The following is a 19,605-nucleotide window of genomic DNA, read 5'->3' on the forward strand; positions in this document are numbered from 1 at the left end:
CTTTGCGCTGACGGCGCCGGCGAGTCAAGCAGTTGCGGAAGTGGGACGCGCTGTGGGCAGGAGCCGCGGCGACAGACTAATACGTGATCTTGGGCGGCAGCTTGCGTGCCTGCTCGATCAAGAGCTCGACCGACTTTTCGGACGGCATGACACGAACCAGTTTCCGCTTGACGTTGGCGTCCTTCATGCTCTGCGCGAGCCGCGACGGGTTGCGCAGCGCGAGCTCGCGCACCGTGGTGACGCCGGCGGCGCGGACCAGCCCGACCTTCGCCTTGCCCATGCCGGGAATCCGCATGTAATCGGAGACGTTGGCCCATTCGAGCAATTGCTGTTCGCTGATTCCGGTCTTGGCGGCGAGCGCCTTGCGCCCCTTGACGGTGCGGGCGGCTTCAAGCAGCGCGTCGGTGGTGCGGATACCCTGCGATTTGAGTTTCGTGGCGCAATAGGCGGACAGGCCTTCAATCTGGGAGAGTGGGTATGTCATGATACTCGTATGCAAATGGAAGGGAGCGCGTGCGCAGGGCGTCAGGGCGGCTTCAGGCAAACTGGCTGAGGCCCGGCGTCCCCGAGATGATCTCGCCCATTTGATCCGCTCCGATTTTGTCGCGGCCGAACCTGAAAAGTTCACGCGCGACGCTCTGAATTTCGCCCATGCTGAGGCCAAGCGCCATCAGCCTCGTGCCGACGGCCATCAGCCCGCCACCCATCAACCGCGACAGACCACCGCTGTTGTTGGACGCGGCGATCGCCGCTTCGGCGCCGGGGATGTGGTCGATCAGAGCCTGAACCTGGTTGGAAGGTCCCTCGTGACGGAGGAAGCCCAGAACGATGCCGATGGTTTTCTCAGCGACAGCACCATCGATGCCGGCCTTCGCGGCCAGCCGTCCAACCAGTTCGTCCATATTGCCCCGCCTCAACCGGTCCTTGCCGGATCGTTCTTGAGGATTCATCTTGAGCGTCCGGGCCGCGAAATTCAAGCGATCCGCACATTGCAGCGCGTTTTTCTTTTTCGATCGCGTAACGAGTGTTGCACCGATGCAAGAGTGAGTGCCGGATTCATGCGATCTTGTCGCAGCGCGCAATTCTTTTCTTCACGCGACAGGGAAGAAAGTATGAGGAACTGGCGCGCGACGATATACGTGACCATCCGCACATGGTTTCAATCGACCGGCAAGATGCAATATGATGGCATGAGTCAAGTGATTGCAGCGATCCAATTTGCGCGAAGAGGCGAAAGCGATGGCGACGTCCGATAACAAGCTGGCCGATACCGACGAAAAGATCTTCATCGGCAAGGGCGAGGAGACGGCGTGGTTGACGCTGGCGCTCGCCAACCGGCACGGCCTCGTGACCGGCGCGACGGGAACCGGCAAGACCGTCTCGCTGCAGGTCATGGCAGAGGGATTTGCGCGCGCCGGCGTGCCGGTGTTCGCGGCCGACATCAAGGGCGATCTCTCCGGCATCGCTGAGGTCGGCGAGGCCAAGGACTTCATCGTCAAGCGCGCCAAGGAGATGGGCCTGACATTCCAGCCCGATCAGTTCTCCACCATCTTCTGGGACGTGTTCGGCGAGCAGGGCCATCCGGTGCGCGCCACCGTCACCGAGATGGGGCCGCTGTTGTTGTCGCGGATGCTCGATCTCAACGATGTGCAGGAGGGCGTACTCAACGTCGCCTTCCGTGTTGCCGACGAGAACGGCCTGACCTTGATCGATATGAAGGATCTGCGTGCGCTGCTGGACGCGATCGCGCCCGACGCGAGCAAGAAGGGCGCCGATGACGCGGAGGATCCGCTGGCGCCGATCCGCAAGGCCGCGCAAAGCTACGGCAATGTGTCGAAGGCAACCGTCGGCACCATTCAGCGCCAGCTGCTGGTGCTGGAGAACCAGGGCGGCACCAAGTTCTTCGGCGAGCCGGCGCTGACGCTGAAGGATTTCATGCGGACGGACCGCGACGGTCGGGGCATGGTTAACATCCTCGTCGCCGACAAATTGATGCAGAGCCCGCGGCTTTACGCCACGTTCCTGCTCTGGATGCTGTCGGAATTGTTCGAGGAATTGCCCGAGGCCGGCGACCTGCCGAAGCCGAAGCTGGTGTTCTTCTTCGACGAGGCGCATCTGTTGTTCAATGACGCGCCGAAGGCGTTGATGGACAAGATCGAGCAGGTGGTGCGGCTGATCCGCTCCAAGGGCGTCGGCGTCTATTTCGTCACCCAGAATCCGATCGACGTGCCGGACAAGGTGCTGGCGCAGCTCGGCAACCGCGTCCAACACGCGCTGCGCGCCTTCACCCCGCGCGACCAGAAGGCGGTGGCGGCGGCGGCGCAAACGTTCCGGCCCAACCCCAAGCTCGACACCGCACGCGTGATCATGGAGCTCGGCAAGGGCGAGGCGCTGGTGTCGTTCCTGGAGGGCGGCGGTACGCCGGCGATGGTCGAGCGCATCCTGGTGCGGCCGCCGTCGGCGCGGATCGGGCCGGTCACGCCGGAGGAGCGCAAGGCGATCATGGATGCGAGCCCGGTCAAGGGCAAATACGACACCGCGATCGACGCGGAGTCCGCCTACGAGATCATCCAGAAGCGCCTTGCCGGCAACGCGGCAACGCCCGAGGGCGGTGGCCAAGGCGGTGAAGGCGGCGGCATCCTCGGACAGATCGGCTCGATCGCCGCCTCGATCTTCGGCACCAATGTCAAACGCGGCCGGCTGTCGACCGGGCAGGTGATCGCGCGCAACGTCACGCGCTCGGTGACCGACAAGGTGATCGGCGGAGTGGTCGCCGATCTCGGCAAGTCGGTCGGCGGTTCGGTCGGTGGCTCAATCGGACGCGCGCTGGTGCGCGGCGCGCTCGGCGGAATTCTGCGCAGGTAGCATCGCGCCGACCGCAGCGACCGCTTTGCCTCCGGCGGCCGGCGCGCTACAACCCGGCGCAACGTCCAACGAAACAGGATATCCGCGATGTCCAACGCCAAGCTGCAGCCGGTCCTCGACCGGATCGATGCCGATTTCGACAATTCTCTCGAGCGGCTGTTCACGCTGCTGCGGATCAAGTCGATCTCGGCCGACCCGGCCTTTGCCAATGACTGCAAGGCGGCCGCCGATCATCTTGCCAGCGATATCGCGACCCTCGGTTTCAGGACCGAGGTGCGCCCGACCGCCGGTCATCCGGCCGTGGTCGGCAAGATGAACGGCAGCACCGACGGGCGCCCGCACGTGCTGTTCTACGGGCACTATGACGTGCAGCCGGTCGATCCCCTGAATCTCTGGCATCGTCCGCCATTCGAGCCTGCGGTCGCCGACCACGTCGACGGCCGCAAGATCATCGTCGCGCGCGGCGCCGAGGACGACAAGGGACAGCTGATGACCTTCGTCGAGGCCTGCCGCGCCTGGAAGACGGTGACGGGATCGTTGCCGGTCGACATCACCATCGTCATCGAGGGCGAGGAGGAGATCGGCTCGAAGAATTTCGTGCCGTTCCTGGAGGCGACCAGGGACGAGCTCAAGGCCGACTTCGCGCTGATCTGCGACACCGGCATGTGGGATTCCGACACGCCGGCGATCACCACCTCGCTGCGCGGCTTGGTCTACGACGAGGTCAAGATCAAGGCCGCGAGCCGCGACCTGCATTCCGGCGTGTTCGGCGGCGGCGCGCAGAATCCGATCCGCGTGCTGACCAGGATCCTCGGCGGCCTGCATGACGACAACGGCCACATCACCATCCCCGGCTTCTACGACGGCGTGAAGGATTTGCCGCCGGAGATTCTGGCGCAGCGCAAGCAGCTCAATCTGACGCCGGAGACGTTCCTCAAGCCGATCGGCCTGTCGGTGCCGGCCGGCGAGAAGGACCGGCTGCTGGTCGAGCAGGTCTCGTCGCGCCCGACCTGCGACATCAACGGCATCGTCGGCGGCTATACCGGCGAAGGCTCGAAGACGGTGATCCCGGCCGAGGCGTCGGCCAAGGTCTCGTTCCGCCTGGTCGAGGGGCAGGATCCCGAGAAGATCCGCAAGGCGTTTCGCGATTACGTCAAGGCGCGCGTGCCGGCGGACTGCAAGGCGGAGTTCATCGACCACTCCAGCGCGCCGGCGATCGCGCTCGACTGGGACATGAAGCCGCTCGCGGCCGCCAAGCGCGCCCTGACCGACGAATGGGGCAAGGAGGCGCTCCTGATCGGCTCCGGCGCCTCGATCCCGATCGTCGCCGACTTCAAGCGCACCCTCGGCCTCGACAGCGTGCTGGTCGGCTTCGGGCTCGACGACGACAACATCCACTCGCCGAACGAGAAGTACGATCTCAAGAGCTTCCACAAGGGCATCCGCTCGTGGGCGCGGATCCTCGCGGCGTTCGCCGACAGAACGTAGATCCCGTAGGATGGGTAGAGCGCAGCGAAACCCATCACTTCGCCAGGATCGCTCGACATGACCAGCTATCGTCGCAACTTCATCCAGGGCGGTAGCTTTTTCTTCACGGTCAACTTGGCTAATCGGCAACGACGATTGCTAACCGAGCACATCGACGCGTTGCGCGCCGCTTTCCGCATTACGCGTGAGCGTCATCCCTTCACGATCGAAGCAATCGTCGTTCTGCCGGATCATCTCCATACGGTCTGGACGCTGCCGGAGGGAGACGCCGACTTTGTGACCCGCTGGCGTCAGATCAAGGCAGCATTCTCTCGGGCTCTTCCCGGTGGCGAACGAGTTTCTGCCAGTCGAGCAGCAAAAGGTGAACGCGGAATTTGGCAGCGGCGGTATTGGGAACATACGATCCGGGACGAAAATGACTTCGCACGCCACGTTGATTACGTGCACATCAATCCGCTCAAGCACGGTCTGGTAACGAGGGTGCAGGATTGGCCCTATTCCTCGTTCCACCGCATGGTCAAGCTCGAGATCTACCCTGAGGACTGGGCTGGCGATGGAGCGGAACTGGATGGGGCATTCGGCGAGCGCTCGTGAAGTCGTCAGTTAGTTGATGGGTTTCGCTTCGCTCTACCCATCCTACGGCCTTCCCGAATGGCCAACAGCAGTTACCTGACGCAAAAACGCCGCCCGGGATTGGGCGGCGTTTTGATTCGGTCGTGCAGAGGGTGTTGCGGCTAATCTAGCCGAAGATTGTGAAGTTTCAATTGCGGTAGCCGGGATTGACGCGGTCGAGCTTGCGCAACAGCGGCGGCCAGACCAGTTGCGTCGAGCGCAGCTCGGCGCGGTCGGGATTCGACAACAGCTCGGTGTTCTTGTCGATGGCGTGCGGGTCGACCGGGTAGGAGATCGGGCCGAGCGCGCGGGTCGCCACCTGCATCGAGCAGGCGCGCTCCAGATGGTACATGCGCTCGAAGGCGGAGGCGACCGAGCGGCCGACCGTCAGCGTGCCGTGATTGCGCAAGAGCATGTGGTGCTTGGCTCCGAGATCGTGCTGCAGCCGCGGGCGCTCGTCGTGATCGAGCGCGATGCCCTCATAGTCGTGATAGGCGAGATCGTGGGTGACGAGTTGCGCCGTCTGGTTCAGCGGCAGCAAGCCGTCGGGGCTCGACGACACCGCGGTGCCGTCGACCGTGTGCAGATGGAGCACGCAGCCGGCATCCTCGCGCACCTCGTGGATCGCCGAGTGGATGGTGAAGCCGGCCGGGTTGATGCTGTACTGGCTCTCGGAGAGCTGATTGCCGTCGAGGTCGACCTTGACCAGGCTCGACGCGGTGATCTCGTCGAACATCAGCCCGTAGGGATTGATCAGGAAATGGTGCTCCGGGCCGGGCACGCGCGCCGAGATGTGGGTATCGACCAGGTCGTCCCAGCCATACAATGCGATCAGGCGGTAGCAGGCCGCAAGATTGATCCGCTGCTCCCATTCCGCCGCGCTCATGTTCGACGGGACTTCCTTGAGGCGCGCTTCTGCTGGCGACATGGCCAATGCTCCGTTGATTGCTGTTGTTGCTTGCCGCGAGCCTAGCGCTGCCGGCCGACCGCAGCAAGGCAGCATACCGGCGTGACAGTCATGCCGGCGCGTAAAGGCTTGGCATGATCAAGCTTGGCATGATCAAGGTTGGCATGATCAAGGAAAGATCATGCTCGCGCGCGCGGCAGCAGCGCGATGGATGTGCTCCGAAGCGGTTCCGGGCTACGGCGCCGGGATCGCGAGCAGGCTGGAGATGCTGCGGCCGCGGATGTCGTAGACGCGGGCGAACACGACGTCGTCGCGTTTGATCTCGACCATCACCGGGGCGTTCAGGCCCTTGCAATAGAACTCGCCGAGCGTCATCGCGAAGTCGGCGGCGGTGGCGTCCCAGCCGATCGTGAAGTCGGGGCCGAGCGCGACCTGCGCCGGCCGCTGCGGGCCGCACACCGCGACCTTCCACTTGCGATGCTGCGGCGGCACTTCCTGGCGTTCGGCGAGCTGCTCGCGCAAGCCGTCCGAGGCCTGCTTCAGCGCCAGGCCCCAATAGTCCAGCATGAAGTAGTTGTCGGCGGTGCGCACCGTGCCGGCGATGTGGTTGAAGTGCGTGTATTGATACGGATGCAGGCGGACCATCTCGCTCGCCGGCAGCAGCAGGCCGAATGCGAACACGGCGACGGCCGCCGGCTGCCAGGCGCGGCGGTGCTCGCCGAGCCAGTTGATGCTGCGGCCGAAGGCGACGCCGCCAAGCACCGCCATCGGCGGGATCACGAAGATGAAATGGCGGATGCCGTTATAGAGCGCCGGCCGCTTCACGATCGCGATCAGCAGCGGCAGCATCGCCGCAAGCGTCAGCAGCAGCATGATGCTCTTGCGCTTGGCCGGCACGTCGTCGCGCGACAGCGAGGTCAGAGTGGTGACGACCGCCGCGATCAGCAGGATCAGCAGCACCTCGGGAAGCTGCAGCGCGAACAGCGTCGGCAGATAGGACCAAGGCATGTCCGGCACCGACACCAGCGCGCCGTCGAACATCTCCTTCCACGGCTTCTCGAAGAAGGTCGAGAAATATGTCACCGCTTCCAGCGGATGGCCGGGCTCCATGATCGACCACGGCCAGATCAGGCCCATCACGAGGTAGCCGAACACGAGTCCGGGCACCAGCACGTACAGCACATGGGCAAAGCGATGCGCCGCCTCGCGCGCGCCCTGGGTGCGGAATTCATCGATCCAGAGCGGGATGAAGCCGACCACGGCGTAGATCAGCGCGAGCCCGCCGAGCACGCGGCAGCCGATCGACAGGCCGGCGCCGAAGCCGACCAGCAGGATCGTGCGCGGCGAGGGCGCCGGATATTCCTCGATCAGGCGGACCAGGCCCATGATCAGGATGATCATCGCCACGGCAAACGGCGCATCCTTCGGGTTCATGAACATGTGGCCGTAGAAGGTCGGGCACAGCGCCAGCAGCAGCAGCGCCGCAAGTCCCGCGAGCGGGCCGCCGATGCGGCGCGCCAGGCGCCAGGTCACCGCAAGCCCGATGACGCCGACGATCGCGCCAAGCAGGCGGCGCGTCTCGAACAGCTCCAGCGGAATGACCTTGTGCAGCAGCGCGGCCGCCATGTCGAAGCCGCCGCCGTACATATAGAGGTTGGCGAACGACAGCGCGCCGGTGTCCTTGAACCCGGAGTCGTACATGCGCAGCAACAAATCGGCGTATTCAGCGTGGGTGTAATCGTCCCAGCCCAGGCCGTAATCGCGAAATGTGAGACCGGCGATCAATGCGATCACGACGAGAGCGAGCAAGGCGAGATCGTCGCAGGTCTTCTCCACCGAGCGCCGCGCAGGCGTGTCGATGGCCGAAGTCGTAATGGATGACATAGTTAATGATACCGGCGTCCCGTTGGCCCGATTTAGCGCTCTAGGGCCTCATTCCCCGGCATCCATATAGCGCAGTTCCATTTCCAAGTAATTGGCAATTGTGGCGTAATTTTCCTGATGCATTGCAATAATCTGGCAGCATTTCGTCGTCAGTAGATCTACGGGAACGGCCGGCTCCGAAGCTTGGCTTTCGATCGCAGCCAAGCACGCCGATGAAACCGGTGGAACGAGATATTCAGGAACTCCGTCTACAATTGGCGGTTGGCGGTGTGGGCAATATGACGGTATCGTGGCGTTGGCGGCCGCGCCGATTTTCAGGCGGGTCTCCCGGGGGTTAGTTCGATGATGGTTGCTCTCTTGGTCGTCGGCGGGGCCCTGGTCGTGGCGGGCCTGGCGGCGGTCGGCTTTGGAGTTCCCTACAAGGAATTTAGCGTCGGCGGGACGTTGATCGAGACGGGCGTGGTCGGAGTCTGCTCCGGCGTGATCGTTCTGGCGGTTGCGGCCGTCGTTCGCCAGCTGCAGATCATCGCCCAGCGATTAGGGCCCCTGGCGGCCGGCGCCAGAGCCGAGCTCCCGGCCGCGACGCTTGCAACTTCCCCGCACAGTCCGGCATCCGGCGATACTGCTTTTGCGCCGCAGCGCGAGCCGCCTGCGATGGCACCACCCATGGCGCCGCCGCCGCTGGCCCAGCCGCCGGCGCCGCCCACCGCTCCGGGCGCGCCGCCCTGGCACGAGGAAATCGCCCAGCGTGGCACTCAGGGTGCGGCCCCGCCGCCGGCGGCCTCGCCCGATGCCGCACCGAAGCGGCGCAATTTGCTGTTCGCCTCGAGCTCGCGGAAAGAGCGCGAGCGTGCCGATTCACGCGCCGCCGAGCCGCTGCCGCCCGACCTGCTGTCGCCGGAGTTGCGTCCAAATCCTCCGGCCGTCCCGCCCGAGCCGGCGCCCGCGACCTTCGACGATGCCTGGCCGAGGGCCGAGCGAGCACGCTCGGTCGACGTCGCCCCAAGGCGCGCCGCCCGCATGCCTTCGACGTTCGGCGACGCCCAGGCGGCTGCGCCATCGCCCGGCCATCCGCCGGCGCCCCAGGAGCAGCCTGCGGTGACCGTGCTCAAATCCGGCGTCGTCGACGGCATGGCCTATTCGCTCTATTCGGACGGATCGATTGAGGCCCAGATGCCGGAGGGCATGATGCGATTCGCCTCGATCGACGAGCTCCGATCGCACCTCGAGCAGCGGCCTTGACTGCAGCCAATACTTGCGACGACGCGTTATTTGAAAACAGACTATTGTCGTTCTTGTCAGAATTCGGCTAATCCGCTCATATTCGCCAAGTAGTACGGGATTCTGCCGACGTATTGTTTCGCCTTGTTGCGCGCGGATACTGCGCTGGCCATGCTCCCGTGCCACAGCCCTCGATAGCCCAGGGAACGTCGCGCCATGTCCGATACGTCAGGCAAAACGCCGGTCGAGCTGACCGCCAACATCGTCTCGGCCTATCTCAGCAACAATCCGACGCCGGCCTCTGACATTCCCAACCTGATCAACCAGGTGCACGCAGCGCTGCTGCGCGTCTCGATCGGTCGCAACGACCCGCCGCTCGAGCCGGCCAAGCCGGCGGTGTCTACCAAGAAATCGATCACGCCCGAATATCTGGTGTGTCTCGAGGACGGCAAGCGCTTCAAGTCGCTGAAGCGCCATCTGCGCACCCAGTACAACATGACGCCCGAGCAATATCGCGACAAATGGGGGCTGCCGGCCGACTACCCGATGGTCGCGCCGAACTATGCGGTGGCGCGCTCGCAGCTTGCCAAGAAGATGGGCCTCGGCCAGCAGAAGGGAAAGAAGAAATAAAGCGTTTCCACGCGAAGTGGAGACGGTTCGCGTAAAGGAAACGCGTCAGAAATAAAGCTCAAGCGGCCGATGCCAGCGCCTCGCGCGCGTCGGTGCGGATTCGCTCGACCATCGAGCGCAGGCCGTTGGAGCGTTGCGGCGTCAGATGGTCGCGGAAGCCGAACTCGTCGAACAGCGCCAGCGCGTCGGTTGCGAGGATTTCTTTCGGCGTGTGGCCGGAAAACAGCGTCAGCACGATCGCGACCAGGCCGCGCACGATGTGCGCATCGCTGTCGCCGAGATAGATCAGGCGCGGCTCGCCATTGCCGTCGCGCTCGATCCGCCTCGACAGCCAGACCTGGCTGACGCAGCCCTGCACCTTGTTCGCCGCCGAGTGATCGGCCTCGGGCAACGGCTCGAGCGCGCGGCCGAGCTCGATGACATAGCGGTAACGGTCGTCCCACTCGTCCAGCAGCGAAAAATTGTCCCTGATCTCGTCGATCGTCGTCATCGTGACCCGCGTTCTGTCCTTGACGGCTTATATAGGAAGGCGGGCCGCGAAAGCGACGAAAATGGAACCGGTTCCGCGGCTAATTTGCGGTCACGGCGTCGGCGGCAGGTGGAATTCGATCGCCTGATCATCCGTCGACAGCGTGTCGTTGGATGCGGCAACGGCGGGCTCGGCACCCTCGCCCCCGATCGAGCCGGTGTGGTCGGGCACCTTCTTGTCGGTGATGATGTGGTACACCTTGCGCGCGCCGTCGGTCGCGCGCTGGCCGATCGCGGTCGCGGCCTGGCCGCCGACCTCGCAGGCCGCAGGCTGACGCTTGCAGAACTGACCCATGTCGTTGATGGTCGCAGTCGCGGCCGACACCGCCTCGGACGCGCTGATCTGCGGCGCGTTGTCCGATTCAGGTGTCTTGTCCCTCGGCAGCAGCACGAGCACCAGCCCGAGCCAGAATGCCAAACGCAGCAGGAAAAACATGGCGCGATCCCGGTCGTCTATCTTTTGCTTCGTTTGCGGTCGATGCCGCAGTTGGCCTTAGACCTAGCATCGGTCGATAAATCGGAAGTATTTGCATTGAGATAAATCCGGCGAAAAAACGCGGAAAATCCGCCTGACTTGATTCGCCGTAAATTTTCGATTGATCGCGGCGGGTGAGGCTGGATGCGTCGCGTCCACCATTTCGAAACCATAGACCGTCACATCCGGAAACCGGTCGTTCACCATCCCCGACAAATGCGCAGCCAATAGCGCGCCAAATCAGCGCGAATGCACCGTGTCCCTCGGCGGCCCGCCCCGCCTTAGCGTTCGCTTAAGTTCGCTCTGACAGGTTGGCCTGCAATCACCAAGGAGGCGTTCCGGCGCGTCTGTTTGACGATACGAGCCGAAGCGCGAGAGCTGTGAGTATTGTGAGTCTGATCCGCGATTGCCTCGATGCGTTGCTGCATCCGTCGGCGCAATACGATGCGCTGACCCGTGCGCGCCATCGCGCCTTCATGGCGCCGCGGCTGCTCGGCAGCCTGGCTGCGCTCGCCTCGTTTCCGGCGTTTCTTGCGATGCGCGGCGCGCCCTCGGCGATCGAGGTCGCCGCGTTCGCCTGGCTGATCGCGCCGATCCTGCTGTCCTGGTTCCTGTCGCGCACCGGTCGCTATGAAGGCGCGCACATCCTGTCATCGATGGCGCTCGCCGGTCTCGTGATGACGATCGCGGCGACCACCGGCGGCATCGCGTCGTTTGCGGCGGTGTGGCTTGTCGTCATTCCGATCGAGGCGGCGCTATCGGCGTCGCGCCGCGTGGTCGCGTTCGCATTTGCGCTGGCGATGATCTGTGCCGCCTTGCTGAGCGTGCTCGGCCACTATCATCTGCTGCCGATTGTCGATCCCGCGATCGTGGCGAGCGGCACGCTGGCGGGCATCGGCGTCGTGTCGGCGATCTTCTACGCGGCCGGGCTCGCGTTCGGCGCGGAGTCGCTGGCGCGCACCAGCGTGGCGCTGCTCTATCTCGAAGAGGACCGCTACCGCCTGCTTGCGCACAATATGAGCGACGTGCTGTCGCGGCACAGCCGCAACGGCGCGGTGCGCTTCATCTCGCCGGCGGCCGAGATCATGCTCGGTGTATCGGCGTCGCGGCTGCTCAACCACGGCCTGTTCGACCGCGTCCACGTCGCCGATCGTCCGGCCTATCTCACCGCGCTGTCGGACGCCGCGCGTGGCGGCTGTTCGCGCAGCGTCGAGTTCCGGTTGCGTCGGGACGCTGCGCGGGGCGGGAGCCTCACCGCCGATTTCATCTGGGTCGAGATGCGTTGCCGGCCGCTCGATCAGGCCGCTGATGAAACCGAAGTGGTGTCCGTGATCCGTGACGTCAGCGATCGCAAGGCGCAGGAGCAGGCGTTGGAGCTCGCGCGCAACGCCGCCGAGCAGGCGGATGCGTCGAAGACGCGCTTCCTTGCCACCATGAGCCACGAGCTGCGGACGCCGCTCAACGCCATCATCGGCTTCTCCGAGATGATCGCGCAGGAAGACGTGCTCGGGCTCGACGTCGCGCGCCGCAAGGAATACGCGCAGCTGATCAACGATTCCGGGCAGCATCTGCTGTCGGTCGTCAACGGCATTCTCGACATGTCGAAGATGGAGGCCGGCAATTTCGAAATCTCGCCGGAGCCGTTCGCGCCGCGGCCGGCGCTGCTCAATTGCTGCAACCTGGTCGCGCTGAAGGCGCGCGAGAACGGCGTCGATCTCGTGACCCGGGTTTCCGACGACTTGCCGAACCTGAACGGCGACCCGCGCGCCTTCAAGCAGATCGTGCTCAACCTCGTCTCCAACGCCATCAAGTTCACCGAGCGCGGCGGCAAGGTGACCGTGTCGGCGATGGTCGAGGGATCGCGGCTCGTGCTGCGCGTCTCTGACACCGGCGTCGGCATTGCCGCGGACGACCTCAAGCGGGTCGGCGATCCGTTCTTCCAGGCCGGCAAGACCTATCAGCGGCGGCACGAGGGCACCGGCCTCGGACTTTCGATCGTGAAGGGGCTGGTCGGCCTGCACCACGGCGAGCTCAACGTCGAGAGCAAGGTCGGCGAGGGCACCACCGTGTCGGTCGCACTGCCGCTGGTGTTCACGCCGCAGGCGGCCGCGCCGGAGCCCGCCGGCAATGTCGCGCCGCTGAAGCCCGCGCTGCGGTCCGGATTACAAGAGCAAGCCCATCAGGTGAAGAAGAGTGCCTAGACAGACTTTGGATGATGACGAGATGCCGCGCCGTCGCCGCGGCGCCAAGGCGGTGGCGATCGAGGCCGAGGACGAGCGTGGCCTCGTCCTGCGCGTCCTGCTGCACAGTCCGAAGGACCTGGTCGCCGTCGTGCTGGCGACTGCTGCGATCGTCGCGATCCTGACCAATGCGCTATTCCTGCAGGCCGGCCGTCATCCGTCACCAATGTTCGGCGGTTCGGTGGTGACGCTGCCGCCGCCGGCTCCGGTCGCAGCCGCCAGCAGCCCCTTGCCGCGTCCGCGTCCAGCCGAGGCCGCCGCCGCGGAGCCGGCCAAGGTCGAGCTGAAGCCGGTCGAGACCAAGCCGGTGGAAGCGAAGCCGGCCGAAACCAGGGCAGTCGAGGCCAAGCCGGCCGAGGTCAAGGTGCCCGATCCGATGACCAATCTGATCACGAAGTCGACGACGGCAGCGCCGAGCGCCGCACCCTCCAACGTGATCCGTCCGCCGGCACCGATCCCGACCGCCCCGCATCTCAGTCCGGCAGGCAGGCGGATCGCGGCCGTGCAGCGCGCGCTGACCGAATATGGCTATGGCCAGCTCAAGCCGACCGGCACCATCGGCGCCGACACGCAGGCCGCGATCGCGAAGTTCGAGCGCGCGCGCAAGCTCCCGGTGACCGGCCAGATGTCCGAGCGCGTGGTCCATGAACTCGGCACCATGATCGGCCATTCGATCGAGTAGTCTTCTGATCGAGTATTTTGGCGCTTAGCCGGCCGCTCCGAGCAAGACGTCCCTGACCTCGTCGGAGAACAGCTTCCGGCGTCCTCCGATCAAGACCCATTCCGGATCGTTGCGATCCGGAGTAGCGTGGGGCAGGCCGTGGTCGAGCAGGGCCTGCGCGCATGCGGCCCAGTCGCCGTCTTCGCTCGGTTCGTTGCAGGACGCCCAGGACAGCGAACCGCAGGCGTTGTCGCCGAAGCCGTGTTGTTCGGTCCATTGTGCGCCGTGCACGAGCAGGAAACGCGTCAGCTCGGCATTGCCGCGGAACACCGCGTGATTGAGCGCCGACGCATCCCAGTCGCCGCCGCGCGCCGCGATCGGCCAGCCGAGTTTTACCATCAGCCGCACCGCGTCGTCGCCACCGGCTGCCGCAAGCTCGGGAAGCAGCCGCAATTGCTGCGGCGAGAGTGCGCCGGGCAGATCAGGCCGCTGCGCCTGGATACGGCGTGCTTCGGGTTCGTCGCCGCCGGCGCAGGCGGCGATGAAGCGCTCGTCGTCGGGAAGCGGCTTGGCCCCCGTCCGCTCACGCAGGAGGTCGGCGACGTCCGATAGTCCGTATCTCAGCGCCAATTCGTAGGCAGTTACGCCATCGGGTGTCGTGACCTGCGGATTTGCGCCGGCGTCGAGCAGCGTCGCGATGCATTGGCGCGAGCGGCGTCGGCGGATCGCCCACATCAATGGAGAGCCGTAGTCGGTAATCGGCGCGTTGCGCGGCGGCTCGTTCGGATCACCGCCATATCGGAGCAACAATTCGAGCGCGGCCACGTTCTCGGTATCGAGCACCTTGTACATCGCGTTGGTGCCCGCGATCCGCGCGCCGTGCTCGAGCAGAATGCCCGTGGTCCCGGACCCTTCCAGCGAATGATACAGCGACTCATTGTCGTTTGGATTGGCGCCGGCTTCGAGCAGCAGCTTCGTCAGCTCGAGATCGTGATTGCGTCCGGCGGCACCATAGAGCGCCGACAGCGGGTTGCTATCGTCAGGCTTATCGAGCGAGCCCGGCGGCCAGCGGCTGCCGATCCGTTGATCGGGATCCGCGCCGGCCTGCAGCAGGAGACGCGCGCAGCGGTGCAGGCGCGGGCGAAATTCCGGTATCTGCAGCAGGCTGGAATGCGTCACCGCCACAAGCGGCGGCAGTTTTAGCGGTCCGCCCGGACGATTGACCCAGGCGGGATCGTTGGCCGCGGCCTTTCGCATCGCATCTTCGTCACCGATGGCGCAGCCGAGATACGGATCATCGGCGGCGAGACCGGGATCCTCAGTGAGTATCTGCGCCGCAACGCGGGGATTGGCGCGATTCACGGTGCCGTCGACATCGCCGGCATAGACCAGCTGGAGCCAACGTCGCACACGATCGGCCTTGCTCTTGCCGGGCGGCAGTTGCGCCTCGACATAGCGGCGCAGGTCCGGCCATGACGCAAAGCCGAGATCGCGCGCCACGCAGGACTGCGCGTCGTGGAGCCGCAGGTTGAGCGCGGCGATGTCGGCGTCGCTGCGTCCGGCCGCCGCAGGAAGCGCGCTGCGGAAACGGGCGAATGCATCGGGCGCCTGTCGCCGATAGAGGCGAATGAGCTCCTTGGCCTGCTTCTTCAGATGTTCGAGATTCAAGCGCGCGGGCGATCGGTCGGACGATCGTTTCATGGAAACCTCCGTGCATCAATGGCCGATGGTCCACAAAACCGGCTGCACAAAGGCTTGGTTGGCCGCTTCAACGCTGCAAGTGGGTTCAACCCTTCCCGTGGACCCGGGTGCGGCTTGCACCGCGACTTCAAGAATATGGGCTGACGATGCGGTGGTCAATCTGCAGGGCTGTGCCGATTGGACGCCGCGACGCTGCTGGCCTATAGGTCCCGCATGCGATTGAAGACCAGCATTTATGTCTCTAGCACGAAAACGCCGTGTTTTCTAGCCATTTTTGCGATTTGGTAACAGTTGGGTAATGCTACCGAGCATTCGCGGCGTTCTTCTGCCAGTCCGGCATGTGGTGCCCGTAGTGCTTCTCGAGCACCGCAGGACTCATGCCGAGATACTTTGCCGTCTCCCACAACGGTACGCCGGCCTTGAGCATGTAAGTTGCTCTCGAATGACGCAGGACGTGAGGTGTCACGTAATCTGGAAACCGACCCAACCGCCAAATCCGCGTCCATGACTTGTCCGGTCGACTGATTTTCTTGCCGCGGAAGTTGACGATGTACTCCGGCTTGTCCCCATCCATTCGTTTCCAGCGCCGCAGATGTGCCAATAGCCGATCGCCGACGCGGATTGTGGGAGCCTTCTTCTTGGTCTCTACGACGTGCCGTGGCTTGCGGCGCATGACGCCGGTCTCCAGATCCACCATCGACCATTTGATGCCGCAGATAGCCCCGCGCCGGCTTCCTGTGTACCAACCAATGAGGAAGAACCTGGCGAGATGTGGCGTTCGCCTGGCGAGCCTCAGAAATCGCGCCGCCTGCTTCCGCGTCATGAAGTCCTGACGAGGCTCCGGCTTGGGGGGCAGTTTGATCTTGGGCAACGCGATCGTGGGGGCGTGATTTGTCTTCCAGTGCTGCATGGCGGCATTGAGGAAAGACAACTCCCGTCGAGAACAAGCGCCGGCATCCCGATGGGCGATATACGCCTTGCAGGAACTGCTTGAGATGTCCGATATCCGCTTTGTGCCCCACCACTTTGCTAGATTCCTCAAATCGTAGGCGATGTGTTTGCCGCTAACCAGATGCTTGACGTGTTCTTCAGCGTAAGTCGCTATGATGTCCGCGAGGAACGGCGTCGGAGATTTGGCCGGTTCGTGCTTCTTTTCGATGTACTCCCGAAGTGCACCCTCAGCTCCTCCAATTTCCGTAGGGCCGAACCCTGTGCGATGGCGGGATCGACCGTCGACGATCGTGAACGTGTCTCGCTTTCGGTCGAACCAGAGTTTAGGTCCTGAGCTGCGACGCGGCATTTCTTTTCCATCTCATCCAGGGCTGCTAACGTCGTCCAATAAGCCCGGCCGATTTTTGAGGCAACAAGATTGCCGCGGTCGATCTCAACTCGCAACGTATATGCATGCCTCGCGTCGCCGAAGAACGCCTCAGCGGCCTGCTTGAGGGTCAACCGGCGCTCTGGCATCATTTCGCCCCCTCGCTCGATGAGCCGACAGCAGCGAGCACTTCGTCGAGCGCTGGCAAGAACGTCTCCACGTTCGCTTGAAAGTGCTTTGAGTCGGTGCAGGCCGCGCCAAGATATTCGATCCGGGCCCGAGCGAGCTTGAGCGCCTTCACAAGATCGTCGTGGTTGTTCACAGCCTTGACGATGAAGGCGGCGTTGGCGACACCAAGCGTTCTTGGCTTTGCTAAGCCGCCGTAATTGGTAACCGCCTCACCATACCATTCCCCGTCGCGAGGGGCACCCTGGATATGGTTAAAATCGTTCCGCCATTTCCAAGGCGTAGGCGTATGCTCACCCATTGCCGCCCTCCGTCGTCGCTGTGGAGACGAGAGCACGGGCGCGAATGATAACCCGGCTCGTCCCAAGGCCACCATAGGTCTCAAGCATTTCCTTCAGCGATTGCCGCAGCTTCTCATTCTCAGCCTTGAGCCGATCGTAACCGTTCGTCATGTCCACGAGGCAGTTCTCTAGAATGCGGGGCTCAATCATGAGGGGTGTCCAGAGCCGGTGCATCTTCGGAATCATCGTCGCAAATCGGGAGTGGCGCTCCAGTCGCAGCACAGATCGCAACTTGGGCGGCGTAGTGCGCTTTTTCGAACCGCTTGATCGACGACCCGAACATTCGCAGGGCTCCGTCTTCGCCATCCCACGCGTGCGAATACATGTTCGATAGCTCAGCGAGCGCTTTCAGCAACTCCGGCGCGGCAGTTAGGAGGCGCGCGTCAGCATCGCTAGGAGCTTTGTCAAATGTGCAGATATCGCCCTCGCGACCAGCGGGCAAGATTGCGACGCATTTGCGCCGATCTGCAAATTGAAACCAGGGACCAGGAGTATGTTCGCTCATCTCACCAACCACCAAAAGAAAATCAAATTCGGAACCACAAGCATAGGAACCGTGAGGAAGAGCAGACGCCAGTCGGGCTCTTCGCCTATGACGACATCTGTCATCCCGCCGCTTCCTGGTCAGCCAGCGTCTTCATGTGCGCGAGCGCGTCGTCATTGGTTTCGAAGAACCGAACCGGGGAAACGGACAGCGGTGAACTCGCATCTAGGATCTTCATTGCTGCGAGCGGGGTGTCGAAGAACTGCTCCAGCTTCTTGCCGGCGTCGCCGGCCAGCGTCACGACCCAGCCCGCCCAGCAGTGCGTATTCTCGCAGGAGTGCCAATCGGACATGCGCAGCGCCTTCGGCTGAGAGGCCGCTGCATAAACGGTCTGGTGAATATTCTCGATGACGGGAGTGGGGGGAGGCCCCGTCAGGCCCGGCTCTGCATCAGGATCGGCCTGCAGGCCCTTCTTGTTGATGAGCCATGCGATATGCGAGCAGTCCGAGCAGCCCGAGCAGTCCGAGCAGCGCGAGCAGCCCGAGCAGCCCGAGCAGCCCGAGCAGTCCGAGCAGCGCGAGCAGCCCGAGCAGCCCGAGCAGTCCGAGCAGCGCGAGCAGCCCGAGCAGCGCGAGCAGTCCGAGCAGCCCGAGCAGCCCGAGCAGCCCGAGCAGCGCGAGCAGCCCGAGCAGTCCGAGCAGTCCGAGCAGTCCGAGCAGTCCGAGCAGTCCGAGCAGCGCGAGCAGCCCGAGCAGCCCGAGCAGTCCGAGCAGCGCGAGCAGCCCGAGCAGCCCGAGCAGCCCGAGCAGCCCGAGCAGTCCGAGCAGCGCGAGCAGCCCGAGCAGTCCGAGCAGTCCGAGCAGTCCGAGCAGTCCGAGCAGTTGATGCAATTATCGCAGTCTTCCAGACTGTCCAGAGCCTTCTGGGCGGCTTCATGGGAGCCGAAATACTCGATCGAGCATTTATTGCCGCGATCGTCCTTGAGCCAAGTAGTCATGAAATTCTCCCGGTATAGTGGCGTCACCACTTGATGAACTCGAAATGCGCGTTGAAGCAGAGGAACGTAATCGACGCCCCGATGCAGAAGCACGTGATCGTCAACCACGGCGTCTGATCGCCCCGGATGTCCTGCATGCTCTCTGCCATCAGCAGGAACCAGGAGCCGATCAGCGTGGCGATGGCGAAGAGGATTCCGAGGATTAGGCCCATTTTGTCGATTCCAGAGTAGAGTGGGGCTTTCGCCCCACGGCTTAATCCATCGATTGGCGCGCAAGTTCAGCGTAGGGATCGTATTCACGAGCAATGCGGAATTCATAGGTGCCGGCGTCGAGATTGATCGACTCGTGCGTGTCGTGATCGCGCAGATGATCAAGCGACATCGGCCTGTCGAGAATTGCGTAAAGAATGCGCATTCCCTCCGGCGGCCTGTCCAACACCATGACGTTGGCATCATTATGCGACAGAACGTGGTGATGCCCCGTCTCGCTGTGGCCAATGATCAGCCGACCGCGCTCCAGCTTCAGCGGCGTGCAACCGGCTTGCTGGACAACGTCAATACGGCGAATGGTGATTTCTCCCTGCGCCGCAACCTTTGAAAACGTCTTCATGTTTCCTGCTCCTGGTTAGGCCCGAATCTCGGGCTTGATGAAATCTTGCGGCTCAAGCCCGACGATCCATGCCTGAGCATCGAGCGCTTTCGTGATGTGCGGCGGGATGCCGATGGCGAATTCGCGGCCCGTTCCGCATTGGACGCGAAGAAATTTTGCCTTCTCGCGCAGGTCCGGCAGTTTCACCTCAACCAAATCGCCGATCTGTGGATCTGGGTCGCTGTCGATCGTCTTGGCTTTGAGAGAAGTGAGGATGCGGCTCCAGCCGAGAATTTCGCACGCGGCCCTCCGCAGTTCGAGATTGGTTTGCTTCAGTGCGTCTGCTGGCGTCAGACTATTTCTATCTTCAACTTGGTGCGAATGATCTTGGTCATCTTCCCCTCTGTAAAAATTCAACGAGAGTTCGGCAAAGCCGACCACTTGCGTAGCGGCCTGGTAGCCGTGTGCTGCGGACTTG

22 protein-coding genes are annotated in these 19,605 nt (G+C 63.6%); 7 read left to right on the forward strand and 15 right to left on the reverse strand.

All coding sequences use genetic code 11. The features are described from left to right. Positions 1–76 precede the first annotated feature (76 nt). Positions 77–484, reverse strand: a complete 408-nt coding sequence (locus tag IC762_RS11990) for a DUF4332 domain-containing protein (RefSeq protein WP_195789008.1) — start codon at positions 482–484, stop codon at positions 77–79. Between the two features lie 52 nt (positions 485–536). Further along, entirely contained in the window at positions 537–902 is a 366-nt protein-coding gene (locus IC762_RS11995; RefSeq protein ID WP_195789009.1) for a DUF2267 domain-containing protein, read from the reverse strand. Between the two features lie 337 nt (positions 903–1,239). Between IC762_RS11995 and IC762_RS12000 the strand changes: the two genes are divergently transcribed. The 3 genes from IC762_RS12000 (at position 1,240) to IC762_RS12010 (ending at position 4,947) form a co-directional block, all read left to right on the forward strand. Then, positions 1,240–2,865 (forward strand): helicase HerA-like domain-containing protein, encoded by a 1,626-nt coding sequence (locus IC762_RS12000; protein WP_195789010.1) that lies wholly within the window; start codon positions 1,240–1,242, stop codon positions 2,863–2,865. 87 nt (positions 2,866–2,952) lie between these two features. Then, positions 2,953–4,353, forward strand: coding sequence for a M20/M25/M40 family metallo-hydrolase (locus IC762_RS12005; protein ID WP_195789011.1), 1,401 nt, complete (start codon positions 2,953–2,955; stop codon positions 4,351–4,353). Positions 4,354–4,410: 57 nt separating this feature from the next. Continuing rightward, entirely contained in the window at positions 4,411–4,947 is a 537-nt protein-coding gene (locus IC762_RS12010; protein WP_195789012.1) for an REP-associated tyrosine transposase, read from the forward strand. A 166-nt stretch (positions 4,948–5,113) separates the two neighbouring features. On the opposite strand, the gene IC762_RS12015 is transcribed toward IC762_RS12010, so the two are convergent. Next, positions 5,114–5,893 (reverse strand): class II aldolase/adducin family protein, encoded by a 780-nt coding sequence (locus tag IC762_RS12015; protein WP_195789013.1) that lies wholly within the window; start codon positions 5,891–5,893, stop codon positions 5,114–5,116. Between the two features lie 213 nt (positions 5,894–6,106). Beyond that, positions 6,107–7,756 carry a glycosyltransferase family 39 protein gene (locus tag IC762_RS12020; RefSeq protein WP_195789014.1) on the reverse strand — a complete coding sequence of 550 codons (1,650 nt, stop codon included), beginning with the start codon at positions 7,754–7,756 and terminating at the stop codon, positions 6,107–6,109. Between the two features lie 342 nt (positions 7,757–8,098). Between IC762_RS12020 and IC762_RS12025 the strand changes: the two genes are divergently transcribed. Next, positions 8,099–8,998: a DUF308 domain-containing protein gene (locus IC762_RS12025; RefSeq protein ID WP_195789015.1), complete on the forward strand. Its 900-nt coding sequence runs from the start codon at positions 8,099–8,101 to the stop codon at positions 8,996–8,998. A 195-nt stretch (positions 8,999–9,193) separates the two neighbouring features. Then, entirely contained in the window at positions 9,194–9,607 is a 414-nt protein-coding gene (locus IC762_RS12030) for a MucR family transcriptional regulator (protein ID WP_195789016.1), read from the forward strand. A gap of 58 nt (positions 9,608–9,665) precedes the next feature. Here IC762_RS12030 and IC762_RS12035 read toward each other — a convergent pair whose 3' ends face one another. Together IC762_RS12035 and IC762_RS12040 are read right to left on the reverse strand one after the other, a co-directional pair. Next, positions 9,666–10,097, reverse strand: coding sequence for a SufE family protein (locus IC762_RS12035; protein WP_195789017.1), 432 nt, complete (start codon positions 10,095–10,097; stop codon positions 9,666–9,668). Between the two features lie 90 nt (positions 10,098–10,187). Further along, the gene (locus tag IC762_RS12040) at positions 10,188–10,571 is read right to left on the reverse strand and encodes a DUF5330 domain-containing protein (RefSeq protein WP_195789018.1); all 384 of its coding nucleotides are present in this window, start codon (positions 10,569–10,571) and stop codon (positions 10,188–10,190) included. Between the two features lie 428 nt (positions 10,572–10,999). Here IC762_RS12040 and IC762_RS12045 point away from each other — a divergent pair, with 428 nt between their 5' ends. Together IC762_RS12045 and IC762_RS12050 are read left to right on the forward strand one after the other, a co-directional pair. After that, positions 11,000–12,811: a PAS domain-containing sensor histidine kinase gene (locus tag IC762_RS12045; RefSeq protein WP_433995905.1), complete on the forward strand. Its 1,812-nt coding sequence runs from the start codon at positions 11,000–11,002 to the stop codon at positions 12,809–12,811. A 22-nt stretch (positions 12,812–12,833) separates the two neighbouring features. Beyond that, positions 12,834–13,532 carry a peptidoglycan-binding domain-containing protein gene (locus IC762_RS12050; RefSeq protein ID WP_195789020.1) on the forward strand — a complete coding sequence of 233 codons (699 nt, stop codon included), beginning with the start codon at positions 12,834–12,836 and terminating at the stop codon, positions 13,530–13,532. Positions 13,533–13,556: 24 nt separating this feature from the next. Here IC762_RS12050 and IC762_RS12055 read toward each other — a convergent pair whose 3' ends face one another. From IC762_RS12055 to IC762_RS12095, 9 genes are all read right to left on the reverse strand, one after another. Then, positions 13,557–15,212, reverse strand: coding sequence for an ankyrin repeat domain-containing protein (locus tag IC762_RS12055; RefSeq protein WP_195789021.1), 1,656 nt, complete (start codon positions 15,210–15,212; stop codon positions 13,557–13,559). Positions 15,213–15,513: 301 nt separating this feature from the next. Next, positions 15,514–16,512 carry a tyrosine-type recombinase/integrase gene (locus tag IC762_RS12060; RefSeq protein WP_195789022.1) on the reverse strand — a complete coding sequence of 333 codons (999 nt, stop codon included), beginning with the start codon at positions 16,510–16,512 and terminating at the stop codon, positions 15,514–15,516. Positions 16,513–16,678: 166 nt separating this feature from the next. Continuing rightward, positions 16,679–17,017: a hypothetical protein gene (locus IC762_RS12065; RefSeq protein ID WP_195789023.1), complete on the reverse strand. Its 339-nt coding sequence runs from the start codon at positions 17,015–17,017 to the stop codon at positions 16,679–16,681. Continuing rightward, positions 17,010–17,207, reverse strand: a complete 198-nt coding sequence (locus IC762_RS12070; RefSeq protein WP_195789024.1) for a hypothetical protein — start codon at positions 17,205–17,207, stop codon at positions 17,010–17,012. Before IC762_RS12070 ends, IC762_RS12065 begins: the two co-directional genes overlap by 8 nt. A gap of 455 nt (positions 17,208–17,662) precedes the next feature. Beyond that, positions 17,663–17,893, reverse strand: a complete 231-nt coding sequence (locus IC762_RS12075) for a hypothetical protein (RefSeq protein WP_195789025.1) — start codon at positions 17,891–17,893, stop codon at positions 17,663–17,665. A gap of 97 nt (positions 17,894–17,990) precedes the next feature. Continuing rightward, entirely contained in the window at positions 17,991–18,431 is a 441-nt protein-coding gene (locus IC762_RS12080; RefSeq protein ID WP_195789026.1) for a hypothetical protein, read from the reverse strand. A gap of 130 nt (positions 18,432–18,561) precedes the next feature. After that, complete coding sequence (locus IC762_RS12085; RefSeq protein WP_195789027.1) at positions 18,562–18,750, reverse strand: hypothetical protein; 189 nt, start codon at positions 18,748–18,750, stop codon at positions 18,562–18,564. A 41-nt stretch (positions 18,751–18,791) separates the two neighbouring features. Then, positions 18,792–19,148, reverse strand: coding sequence for a hypothetical protein (locus tag IC762_RS12090; protein ID WP_195789028.1), 357 nt, complete (start codon positions 19,146–19,148; stop codon positions 18,792–18,794). 15 nt (positions 19,149–19,163) lie between these two features. After that, positions 19,164–19,568, reverse strand: a complete 405-nt coding sequence (locus IC762_RS12095; RefSeq protein ID WP_195789029.1) for a DUF6745 domain-containing protein — start codon at positions 19,566–19,568, stop codon at positions 19,164–19,166. Positions 19,569–19,605: the final 37 nt, after the last annotated feature.

It is taken from the genome of Bradyrhizobium genosp. L (assembly GCF_015624485.1).
In the GTDB taxonomy this organism is placed as follows: Bacteria; Pseudomonadota; Alphaproteobacteria; order Rhizobiales; family Xanthobacteraceae; genus Bradyrhizobium.